The sequence below is a fragment of the Rhodococcus sp. B10 genome (genome assembly GCF_011770055.1).
Classification (GTDB): domain Bacteria; phylum Actinomycetota; class Actinomycetes; order Mycobacteriales; family Mycobacteriaceae; genus Rhodococcoides; species Rhodococcoides kyotonensis_B.
The window spans coordinates 1-11050 of record NZ_JAAFYV010000063.1 but is presented as its reverse complement, the minus strand read 5'-3'; the positions used below and the strand labels follow the sequence as shown (position 1 = coordinate 11050).

At 66.5% G+C, this 11050-nt stretch carries 12 protein-coding genes and 1 pseudogene; 5 read left to right on the top strand and 8 right to left on the bottom strand.

Annotated elements, in window-relative coordinates; translation table 11 throughout:
- On the top strand, positions 1–1625 hold a 1625-nt coding region (locus RhoFasB10_RS26175; RefSeq protein WP_206031366.1), incomplete at its 5' end, for an HNH endonuclease signature motif containing protein.
- Between the two features lie 46 nt (positions 1626–1671).
- On the opposite strand, the gene menE is transcribed toward RhoFasB10_RS26175, so the two are convergent.
- From menE to RhoFasB10_RS25365, 5 genes are read right to left on the bottom strand one after another with little or no spacing between them, the layout of a single operon-like run.
- Positions 1672–2829, bottom strand: a complete 1158-nt coding sequence (menE, locus tag RhoFasB10_RS25385; RefSeq protein ID WP_167679245.1) for an o-succinylbenzoate--CoA ligase — start codon at positions 2827–2829, stop codon at positions 1672–1674.
- Between the two features lie 9 nt (positions 2830–2838).
- Positions 2839–3153: a DUF3349 domain-containing protein gene (locus RhoFasB10_RS25380; protein WP_114328202.1), complete on the bottom strand. Its 315-nt coding sequence runs from the start codon at positions 3151–3153 to the stop codon at positions 2839–2841.
- Positions 3154–3480: a DUF3349 domain-containing protein gene (locus RhoFasB10_RS25375; RefSeq protein WP_167679243.1), complete on the bottom strand. Its 327-nt coding sequence runs from the start codon at positions 3478–3480 to the stop codon at positions 3154–3156.
- Between the two features lie 17 nt (positions 3481–3497).
- Complete coding sequence (locus tag RhoFasB10_RS25370) at positions 3498–3809, bottom strand: hypothetical protein (RefSeq protein WP_167679241.1); 312 nt, start codon at positions 3807–3809, stop codon at positions 3498–3500.
- Positions 3810–3819: 10 nt separating this feature from the next.
- On the bottom strand, positions 3820–4986 hold the full coding sequence (locus tag RhoFasB10_RS25365; RefSeq protein WP_167679239.1) for an inorganic phosphate transporter: 1167 nt from the start codon (positions 4984–4986) through the stop codon (positions 3820–3822).
- 198 nt (positions 4987–5184) lie between these two features.
- On the opposite strand from RhoFasB10_RS25365, the gene RhoFasB10_RS25360 reads away from it, so the two are divergent.
- Positions 5185–6390, top strand: coding sequence for a hypothetical protein (locus RhoFasB10_RS25360; RefSeq protein WP_167679236.1), 1206 nt, complete (start codon positions 5185–5187; stop codon positions 6388–6390).
- A gap of 69 nt (positions 6391–6459) precedes the next feature.
- A complete protein-coding gene (locus tag RhoFasB10_RS25355) occupies positions 6460–7731 on the top strand; it encodes an EAL domain-containing protein (protein ID WP_167679234.1) in 1272 nt (423 codons plus the stop codon).
- On the opposite strand, the gene RhoFasB10_RS25350 is transcribed toward RhoFasB10_RS25355, so the two are convergent.
- The 3 genes from RhoFasB10_RS25350 to RhoFasB10_RS25340 form a co-directional block, all read right to left on the bottom strand.
- A complete protein-coding gene (locus RhoFasB10_RS25350) occupies positions 7732–8118 on the bottom strand; it encodes a VOC family protein (RefSeq protein WP_068429270.1) in 387 nt (128 codons plus the stop codon).
- 56 nt (positions 8119–8174) lie between these two features.
- On the bottom strand, positions 8175–9245 hold the full coding sequence (locus RhoFasB10_RS25345; protein ID WP_308115227.1) for a GGDEF domain-containing protein: 1071 nt from the start codon (positions 9243–9245) through the stop codon (positions 8175–8177).
- Between the two features lie 83 nt (positions 9246–9328).
- On the bottom strand, positions 9329–10222 hold the full coding sequence (locus RhoFasB10_RS25340) for a 1,4-dihydroxy-2-naphthoyl-CoA synthase (protein ID WP_167679230.1): 894 nt from the start codon (positions 10220–10222) through the stop codon (positions 9329–9331).
- Between the two features lie 83 nt (positions 10223–10305).
- Here RhoFasB10_RS25340 and RhoFasB10_RS25335 point away from each other — a divergent pair, with 83 nt between their 5' ends.
- Entirely contained in the window at positions 10306–10935 is a 630-nt protein-coding gene (locus tag RhoFasB10_RS25335; RefSeq protein WP_167679229.1) for a PaaI family thioesterase, read from the top strand.
- Positions 10932–11050, top strand: a pseudogene (locus RhoFasB10_RS25330) (O-succinylbenzoate synthase); the annotation flags it as partial. The gene RhoFasB10_RS25335 and the pseudogene RhoFasB10_RS25330, both read left to right, overlap by 4 nt.

Here is an 11050-nt window from a genome sequence, read left to right as displayed (position 1 = left end):
CCGAAATGGCCGCCACCCTATGCCCCCGCGACCCCCGCACCCGCAGCCAACGCCTCGCCGCCGCCTACACCGCATGCATACGACGCGAAACCCATCTCGCCTGCACCTGCGAAGCCGACGAAGACCACCCCTGCACCGCCAACCGTGTGCTGCCGGATCGGCGAGTACCACTGACCTCGATCACCATCGACCTCGCCACCCTCGCCGCATTGAACGATCTACCCGCCTACCTCGCCGGACACGGGTTGATCGACGCCGCCTACGCCCGCGAACTCGCCGCCAACAGCGACTGGCAGATCGTCATCACCGAAGCCAGAAACATCGCCGACGAACTCCACATCACCCTCGACAACACCACCACAGCCGACACCACGGCCGACAACGACGACGAAGTAAGAGACGCGAGCGCAGTCAGCGATGCGGGCAACGACAGTGACGCGTGCGAGGCTGGCGACCAGAGTCAGGCTAGCGACGAGACCTGCAGCGGCGGAGGCGGCGAAAACGAGGCCGACGGCGAGAGCACGGGGACCGAGACCACCGAGAGTGAAAACACAGCGGCCAAGACCGCCGAGACCGCCCAGAGTGAAAACACGGCGGCCGAGACCGACGACCGGGTCGAGGAAAACGACGGCGACGCGGCTGACGACCGGGTCGAGGAAAACGACGGCGACGCGGCTGACGACCGGGTCGAGGAAAACGACGGCGACGCGGCTGACGACCAGGGCGACCAAAACGACTGCGACGCGGCCGAAGACACGGCTGCGGCCTCAAATGACGGGTGCGCGGCATCCGAAAGGGACGCCGCCGCAGCTACCGGAGGCTCGATACCCGTCGATCATCTGACGTTCCACCCACTCGGACGCGGGCGACGCCGACGCGGACTGAACCTACCAAAACCGGCTGCAGGCGCCGCTCGCGCACAGACCGTCCCCAACGACACCGGCCCCTACCGCGGCTCCTACACACTCATCGCCGCCCTCGAGAAAGCGATCGCCGCCAACCCTGCTGTCGCGCAAGCGCTCTACCCCGACGGTCACGGCGGATTCATCGAACCACCCGCCGGGGCGCTGCAGTACAAGTCCCGCGCACAGCTCGCCGACCTGGTCCGCCACCGCGACCGCACCTGCCGATTCCCCGGCTGCGACGTCCCCGCAGCCAGCTGCGAACTCGACCACATCATCCCCTACCTCCACCACGACCCCGCCCGCGGCGGCTGGACGATCCTGACCAACCTGCACTGCCTGTGCCGCTACCACCACTCCCTCAAAACCATGGGCGCCTGGCACACCACCACGCTCGCCGGAGCCATAGAACACTGGACATCGAACTCTGGCAGCACCGCCGTCACCCTCCCCGGAAACAGCGTCGGCGCAACCGATCTCACCGGCCACACACTCACACCACACATACCCCGCAAACGCAGACCCACATGCGAAAAGACATCACACGAACCGAAATCGACAGCCCCACCGCCCGTCGAGCCCGACAAAACCAGCGAGACAGAAAAGACCAGCCAGGCCGAGAAGGCCAGCGAGACAACCACCCACGATGAACCCACCGACCCCTGGAACGTCGACATCACCGGAAAAGAAAGGGTAGACGCCGATGACCCAGCACCGTTCTGAGCAGACGGCGACCCGCCAATATCGTTGTCGCCGTGCGGCGTCGGCGTTACGCGCCTCGGTGGAGAGGGTCGTCCAGCAGCTGTTTCCGCAGACCCGCGCGGTCCACTTTCCCCGGCCCACGCACGGGCAACGCGTCGACCAGGAAAAGCTCACGCGGCGCGGCAGTCGGATCGAGCGTCCGAATCACGTGCTCGCGCAACGACTCCAGTGTCAACGGCCCGGACGCGACGACCGCAGCCACGACGCGCTGGCCCAGCCGCTCGTCGGGCAGACCGAGAACCGCGCATTCACGCACCAACGGGTGTGTCACCAGCGCTGCCTCGACCACCTGCGGCACGACCGTCAGACCGCCGGTCGAGATGGCCTCGTCGAGCCTGCCCTGGATCGACAGCACGCCGTCGGTCAGGAGGCCGGCGTCGTCGGTGCGGAACCATCCCGGCTCGGCGAACGCGGGATGATCCGGCATGCCGCGATACCCGAGTGCCACGGTCGCGCCACCGAGCACGACGCGGCCGTCGTCGAGGCGAACGGTCACTCCGTCCAGCGGCACACCGTCGTAGACGCAGCCGCCCGCGGTCTCACTCATGCCGTACGTACGAACCAACCGTATTCCGGCCGCACATGCTCTCTCCCGCAACGGAACCGGCGTGGCCGCACCTCCGAGCAGGACGGCGTCGAACGACGCCAATGCCTCCGTAGCCGCGGGATCGTCGAGCACCTTGACCAACTGCGTCGGCACCAGCGACGTGTATCGACGCCCGGACATGCGCGCGACGGCACCCGGGAGCAACGACGGATCGAAGCCGGCCGCGACGTCGAGAATCACCGGATCGGTTCCGGCGAGAGCGCTACGCAGCAGCACCTGCATCCCGGCGATGTGATGGGCGGGCAACGCCAGCAACCACGAACCGGGCCCACCCAGCCGGTCGTACGTTGCTGTTCCACTGGCCCGCAGCGCCGACGCCGACAGCATCGCGCCCTTCGGTGTTCCCGTCGTCCCGGAGGTGGCGACCACCAACGCAGCCGCGTCGTAGATCTCGGTGCCCGGCGCGAGGGCGTCGCGCAGCCTGGCGGTTTCCCGCTCGTCGGCCGCGGGGACGGGCAGGACCGCAGGGGAGCTGCCGTCCAGAACCGAGCGAAGCCGCGGCAGGAGATCTGCCGCGGCTTCACCGGTGGGAATCTTCAATTCTTCGAGCAAGTTCACATTGCAAGCCTATTCCGGCGGCTCGATCGTGAACGGGTCGGCAAGCGGCCACCCACCCTTGGCGAGGTTGGCACGGACGCGGGCGATGTCCTCTTCCCGCGGCATCTCGTTGGTCACCTTCGTGATCGTCACCGCGATGCCCGCCTTGTCGGCTGGGATCTGACCGTCGGCGATGAGCGCGTCCATCACCGCCTGGACCTCGTCGTCCGACAGACGACGTGCCAAGAGCGCGAACAGCGGCACGTAATCCGAATCGGGCACACCCTCCGGATAGCCCACGCGAAGCCACCCGAGGATCGAGGCCAAGAACTGAGGCACTGCCATCTACTTCAGCGACGCGGGATCGGCGAGCGGCCAGCCACCGGCGGCGAGCCGAGCCGACACACGCGTGATGTCGTCGGCGGTGGGCTCGTGGTCGACGAGCTCGCGGATGTACGTGCTGATCTCCTCGTTCGAGATCGCGCCGTCCTGAAGCGCTCCGCTGACGGGGGAGACGAGGGACAGAACGACCTCGTGCACCTGCGCATCGGTCAGTTCGGCCTTGCGCAGCAACGCGACGAGCGGGAAACGATCCTTGGGCGGAACTCCCTCCGGGTAGCCGGCGCGAAGCCAGTTCAGGACGGAGCCGGGAAACGTGCTTGTCTCGGTCATGGAAGGTGTCCTTCTGATCAGAAGACGGAGATGCCGAAGGTGCTGTCCAGGAAGTCCTTCATGATGAAGAGAATTCCGGCGACGATGGCGACGATCACGACGGCGAAGCAGAGAGCTGCTGCCGCGGTGGCGACTACCGGACGTGCAGTGGTGGAGCCTGCTGAAAGACCCGACGAAGCGGTGGCGGTCGTCGAACCGTCGTCGCGCGCTTCACCGATGGACAGTGCTTTGAGCCCGACGGCGAAGATGGCCGGCAAACCCGCACCGAGGAGAAGTCCGACGAGGACGACCTGCCACAGCGAGTCGATCGTGTGCTTGAGCGTTTCCATTGTGTGTGTCCTAAACCGTTGTGGTCGTCTTGGCGTCGGCCGGAACCAGTCCGCCGTCCCACTCGTCGTTGACGTTGTTCGGGTCGATCGGCTGGCGGCGCGAGCGGATGTACATGAAGGCTGCCAGCGCGACGAGGATCGCGAAGACGACGAGGATGCCGGGGAGTCCGCCGATGACGTCGGCGAGGAACCAGCAGATCGCGCCGACGATGGCGGCCGACGGCAGAGTGACGACCCAGGCGACGGCCATGCGTCCGGCGACGCCCCAGCGCACTGCCGCGCCCGGCTTGCCGAGTCCCGATCCGAGGATCGAGCCGGTCGCGACCTGCGTCGTCGACAACGGGAGTCCGAGGTGGCTCGACGTGAGAATGATCGCGGCCGAGGAGGATTCGGCTGCCATACCCTGCGGCGACGCGATCTCGACGAGACCCTTTCCGAGGGTGCGGATGACGCGCCAACCACCGAGGTAGGTGCCGAGTGCGATCGCGAGAGCACAGGTGACCTTCACCCAGAGAGGCATCTCCGAGTCGGGGGTGACGGTGCCGTACGCGACGAGGGCCAAGAAGATGACGCCCATCGTCTTCTGCGCGTCGTTGGTGCCGTGAGCGAGCGAGACCAGCGACGCCGACCCGATCTGGCCCCAGCGGAATCCGCGTTCCTTCGACTTCTCGGGGACGGCGTTGGTGATGCGGTAGATGACCCACGTACCGACGGTGGCGACGAGGCCTGCGACGACGGGTGCGAGCACTGCGGGGAGGACGATCTTGCTCCACACGCCGTCCCAGACGACACCCGAGGTGCCGAGGCCGGCGATGGTGGCGCCGATCAGTCCACCGAAGAGAGCGTGCGACGAACTGGACGGAATGCCCAGCAGCCAGGTCGCGAGGTTCCACAGAATGCCGCCGACGAGTCCGGCGAAGATGATGGTCAGCAGTGCCTGACCTCCGGTGTCGCCCAGATTCACGATGCCCTTCGCGACCGTGGCTGCGACCTCTACGGAAAGAAAAGCGCCGACCAGATTCAGGACGGCGGACAGGGTGACCGCAACCTTGGGCTTCAGTGCCCCGGTTGCGATCGACGTCGCCATGGCGTTGGCGGTGTCGTGGAAACCGTTGGTGAAGTCGAAGGCCAGAGCCGTCACGACGACCACCAGAAGGACGAGGAATTCTGCGCTCACGAGAAAATTGTGGGGCCGGTCCCGCCGAAAACGATAATTTCGTTCGAAGTGTTCTTTTCGGGTTTCTGCAGGACCCCTCCCGTTCACCTTCCGTTCACTCTTTTGCCTTATATGTCCGATTTGCGTGCGACCCCCATCACTCGGCTACGAGCGTCGGCTCGAGCGACACTGTCGGACCGCTGTGGAACAGTGGAAAGCATGGATTTCGACGACGCTCCCAGCGGTGGGTTACCCAGCGGCGGGCACGGTGTGGACGAGGCCGTCGCGGCCGCGTTGTCGTACCTGGATTCGGTGGATCCCGCGACGGCTGCCGACGCTCGAACCGGCTGGGAGGGCCTGCGTCTCGTCTCGCCCGCCGCAGGTCCGACGCAGAGTTCGGTGCAGTCGTTCCTGTGGCTGCATCTGCGGGTTCTGGTCGACGACGCGGGTCGTGCCTGGGAGATCGCACAGGCGCTCGCCGACCTGCTCGATCGACTCGGTCACGCCCGCTACGCCGACATCGCGCGCGGCGAGAGCACCCGAACACTGCTGCATGCCGACGACGAAACGTGGCAGCAACTCTTGTCCGACGCCGTGGCGCGGTCGGGTATCGGTGCGGAGAACACCGAACTCGTCACGTGGCAGGAAACGCCCGTCGGCCCCGAGCGGGCGATGGTCGACCTGATCGGCGAAACGCTCGAAGTCGCAACGATCGCAGGCGAATTCGCCCCGAAGCGACTCGGCGGCGCGCCTCTGCGTGACACCACCCTCGCCTCGCGTCGGCGCGGCGTCACCGACTCGGTACTGCGGTCCGAGCGTGCGGGTGGTGTTCTCCTCGAGCAACTGCTCGATCACCGTCTCGAGCTCTGGACTCGATACAGTCCGCCGCGCGCCGAGCTGTATCGGGATCTCGCCCAGCCGCTGCACGACGCCGGTGAGCCTGCCTACGGATGTGTCCGACGGCTCGAAGGCCTGCTCGCTCAGGTCGGGGAGGGTGTCGACGTCGACGCCGACCTGTCGGATGTGTCCGGACGCCTGTTGCAGCGGCTCGGACTCGTCCGCAAACACCATCGTCGGCTCGTGCCGACGACGCGTGCCCGCGGCATCAGCGCCGATCGGATGTGGGCCACCGTCGTCAGTCGATTGATCGGTACCGACTACCACCCCGACGCCATAGCCGCCGAGGTGATGGTGGCCGAGGTCGCCCGTGGGCAGTGGCCCCACGGCACCACCATGTTGACCACCGCACTGCTGCGGGCGGAGGGATGGACCACCGATCCCGATCCGGACGCCGACGCCGTCCTCGTCGACCTCGTCACGCTCGGGTCGCCGCGTGAGACGGACACCCCGTCGTCGGACGCGATGCGGCTGGCTGCGGCCGTGCTCCGACACCGACTCCTCCATACTCGGCTTCCCGCTCTCTGATCGGAGGCCGCCGCTAAGCTGACAGCTGCCTGTCCCATCCGACGGGTGGGACCGTCATCGGGAGGCGCAGTGGAACACGATGCCGTCGAACCGAACCGACGGTCGCAGGCGCGACGTCAGAGCGACTCGGCACGTCGATACCTCGACCTCGAAGCGACGACGCTCGCCCTGCGGTCGACCGTGGAACTGGCTGCGCGCAGCGTCGGATTCGCGATCGCGCAGCTGAACGTTCTCGACGAGAACACTCAGTACACCCTCGTGAACATCGGTGGCCCTCCCGTGTCGACCGTCGATCGGTCGACGACCCTGTGCGACGACGTCGTCCGCTCCGAGAAGCCGGCCGTCGTCGCGCGCAACCGCATCGACGCGACGGTTCGCCAGCGAGGCATCCTCGACGAGGTCGGCGTCGCCGCATACGCGTCGGTGCCGCTGCGTGGTCGCGAAGGCCTGGTGATCGGAACGCTGTGTCTGCTCGACCGAATGCCGCGCGACTTCAGCGACGGGCAGTTCCAGGAACTGGAGCAGTTCGCGTCGATCCTCGAAGAACAGCTCGACCTGCACCGACGCGTCGGATCGAGCCCGACGCGACTCGACAACGACCACGACCTGACCGGAGCGCTGGACGCCGGACAGATGGTGCCGTGGTTCCAGCCCATCGTCGACATGCGCACCGAGAAGACCGTGGGGTTCGAGGCGTTGGCGCGCTGGCATCACCCCACGAAAGGGCTCGTCGCCCCTGCGGACTTCGTGCCGTTCGCCGAATCCACCGAGCTGATCATCGACGTCGACCTCGCCGTGATGCGGCAGGCGGTGAACGAAGCCGAGAAGTGGCATACCGTGCGCCCCGACCTGCGGCTGAGCGTCAACCTGTCCGGTCGTCATCTCAAGCACCCCGACGCGGTCGCGCAACTGCAGAGCTCGGTCGCCACGTCGTCGGTGTCGCCGTCCATGATCTCGTTGGAGCTGACGGAAACGACGTCGGTCAGCGACGGCCCGTTGATTCGCCGGCACATCGAGGACGTGCATGCCCTCGGGTTCCGTGTGCTGCTCGACGACTTCGGATCGGGATGGTCCTCGCTCGAACGCCTGGTGACGCTCGAGCCCGACGGCATCAAGATCGACGGCCAGCTCACCAAGTTCGTCGACACCGAGCGTGGCCGCGCGCTGCTGCGCGCGTTGTCGGTCGTCGCGCAGGATCTCGAGATGTCGATGATCATCGAAGGCGTCGAGACGCGGGAGCAGGCAGACATCGCGCTCGACCTCGGATGCACTCTGGCGCAAGGCTTTCTGTGGTCCAGGCCGCTGTCGGCGAGCGCGGTGCGGCGCTCGCTGAATCTGTAGTCAGTCGCCGCGCACGTCGCGTCGCAACGGATGATCCGACGGGATCTCGACGAGAACGATCGGAACGCCGTCGGGATCGCGCAGCCACATCTCGATCAGACCCCACGATTCCTGCTTCGGATCCCGGTCGACCGCGACGCCACGCTCGCGCAGCTCGGCGGCCGCGGCCTCGATGTCACGAACCTGGAGCCACAGGGCACCGTCGAACGTGCTCGGCGTCGACGAACCGCCGTGGGCCGCGACCTCGATGAGGCTCTGGCCCGCGAAGAAGACCGTCCCCGCGCCGTACTCGCGGTGCACGGCGAGTCCGAGGTCGTCGCGGTAGAACGCGAGCGTGCGGTCGTAGTCGGCGGGACGCAGGATGGTTCGACCGCTCAGTATCTCCACGACACATCGATACCACAGGATTCGGACATCACGCGGTGAACCGATGCGTGCACAGGTCAGATCAACTGCGTCGCCACGCGGTTTCCGCCTGCGGCCTTCGCCTTGTACATCATCGAATCCGCCACGCGCGACGCGGTTTCGACGGTGTCCGCGCCGTTGATCCACAGGTCGGAATCGGCGTACAGGATCGCGGCCCCCACGCTGACCGTCACCGGAACCGCGTCGTTCTCGCCGTGCAGCGCGCGCCGAATTCCGTGGATCAGCGCGTCGATGTGCAACCGGGAGGTGACGACCGCCGCCAGATACTCCTCACCGCCGGTGCGTCCCAGAATGCCGTAGCGCGCGACGTGCGCGGTGAGGCGTTCGGCGACGCGGCAGATCACGGCGTCGCCCTCGTCGTGCCCGTAGACGTCGTTCACGGACTTGAACCTGTCGATGTCGACGACGATGATCGCCGCGCACCGACCTTCCTGTCGTCCCTGCTCCCACAGAACCGCGAGTCCGTTGTCGAGGCCGCGACGGTTGAGCAGTCCGGTCAGCGGGTCGAGGACCGAACTGCGGGCGTCGGCGGACAACGTCGTCAAGAAGATGTGCGACGTGACGGGCACGCTCATGATGCCGAGAAGGACGACGTTGGTCTGCACGAGCAGCGTGATCGGATCGACGTCGCCGCGGAGCCAGAGCGCCGTCGCGAACGTCAGCGTCGTCACCGACGCGAACACCAGGTGCGCGACGACCCAGCGCGGGCTGAGGAAGAACGTCACGAACGCGCCGATGACGGAGAACAGGACGCACCCCAACAACGCGTTGTGCCAATCGAAGACACTGAGCTCGGCGGCGACGCCGAGGTCCGCGTACAGCGCGAACGCGACGACGCCTTTCTTGCCGGGGAACGGAAGCAGCAGCCACATCGCGGCGATGACGATGTTGGCGGTGCTCAGTGTCAGCGTCAGCACCGTTGCGGCGGTGCCCGTCGGCCCGCCCTCGGCGAACAAGCTGAGAAACGCCATCAGGCTGATGTTGAGCATCGACAGCGCGACGATGGCCCGGACGATCCGCCCCGACGGATGCGTGTTCTGGAACTCGGTCATCCATTCGTAGTCGTGAGACTGAACGAACCACTCCACCACGGACTCCCACGCGCCGCCGGGGCGTTCGCTCCGACGGCGTGTGAGGGGGTCACGAGAGAGGGACAATGCGGCGCCCGGGCTCAGAAGTAGCGCGGGAACGGCGACCAGTCCGGGTCGCGCTTCTGCAGGAACGAGTCACGGCCTTCGACGGCTTCGTCCGTCATGTACGCCAGGCGCGTCGCCTCACCGGCGAACAACTGCTGTCCGACCAGCCCGTCGTCCTGAAGATTGAACGCGTACTTGAGCATTCGCTGAGCCTGCGGCGACTTCGAGTTGATCTTCTTCGCCCAATCGATGGCCACGTTCTCGAGTTCGTCGTGATCGACGACGCGGTTGACGGCGCCCATGGTGTGCATCTCCTCGGCCGTGTACACCTCGCCGAGGAAGAATATCTCGCGAGCGAACTTCTGGCCCACCATCTTCGCGAGATACGCACTGCCGTAACCGCCGTCGAAGCTGCCGACGTCGGCGTCGGTCTGCTTGAACCGCGCGTGTTCCCGGCTCGCGAGGGTCAGATCGCACACGACGTGGAGGCTGTGTCCGCCGCCCGCGGCCCACCCGTTGACGAGACAGATGACGACCTTGGGCATGAATCGGATCAGGCGCTGGACCTCGAGGATGTGCAGTCGGCCCGCCCGTGCTTTGTCGACGGTGTCTGCAGTGTCGCCTTCCGCGTACTGGTAGCCGCTGCGTCCACGGATGCGCTGATCCCCGCCCGAGCAGAACGACCACACGCCGTCCTTGGGTGCGGGACCGTTACCGGTGAGCAGCACGGTGCCGACGTCGGAGCTGACGCGCGCGTGCTCGAGCGTCCGGTACAGCTCGTCGACGGTGTGCGGGCGAAAAGCGTTCCTGACCTCGGGCCGATCGAACGCCACGCGCACCGTGTCGTCGGTGACATGACGGTGGTACGTGATGTCGGTGAGATCCTCGAAGCCGGGAACGGGTTGCCACAGAGCAGGGTTGAAGGTCACCCAGTTCACGATAGAGCCACCTGCCGACGTCGGAACCGGTACGCCTGACAATTGTGCGATTCGAGGAGAGATACGGTGAGGCGGTGACGGATAGTGCAGGTAAAAACGACTACGAGCACCACGGCGGATTCCCTCGGTACACCCCCGCAGAGGTCGGGCCCGAGTACGGCAGACTCGTCGACGCCCTCAGGACGCTGCAGGACCTGGCGGTCAGCACGGCGCCGACGCCCGAGGTGACCGAGGACGCCGCCGAACGCGTCGAAGCTCTGATCGACCTGTTGAAGCCGTTCACCGTTCCGGAGGGCGAGCAGCCTGCAGGCCGCGTCCTGTCGCTGCCGGGACGCGGCTCGCTGCTGATGCTGCCGTGGACCGTCGAGAAGTTCGACGCCGAAGGTGTCCGTAGCCGTGGCATGTTCCGGCGCTATCACCTCGGCGGCAACGGCGCTGCGCACGGCGGGACGCTCCCGCTGCTGTTCGACGACCTGTTCGGCATGATCCAGCATGCGTACGGCCGCCCGATCAGCCGTACTGCGTACCTGCACATCAACTACAGAAAGATCACGCCGCTCGACACCGAGCTCGTCGTCGAGGGCAGCGTCGACAAGGTGGAAGGTCGCAAGACGTTCATCAGCGCGGTGCTGAAAGACCGCGAGGGCACGGTCCTCGCCGACTGCGAGGCTCTCATGGTCCAGCTGTTGAAGGGCCAACCGTGATCCCGTCCATCGACGAACTGCTCGCCGAGTCGGCTGTTCTCTCGTTGCCGATGCGGACGAAGTTTCGCGGCATCACCACACGCGAGGTCATGCTGATTCGCGGGCCGGGCGGGTG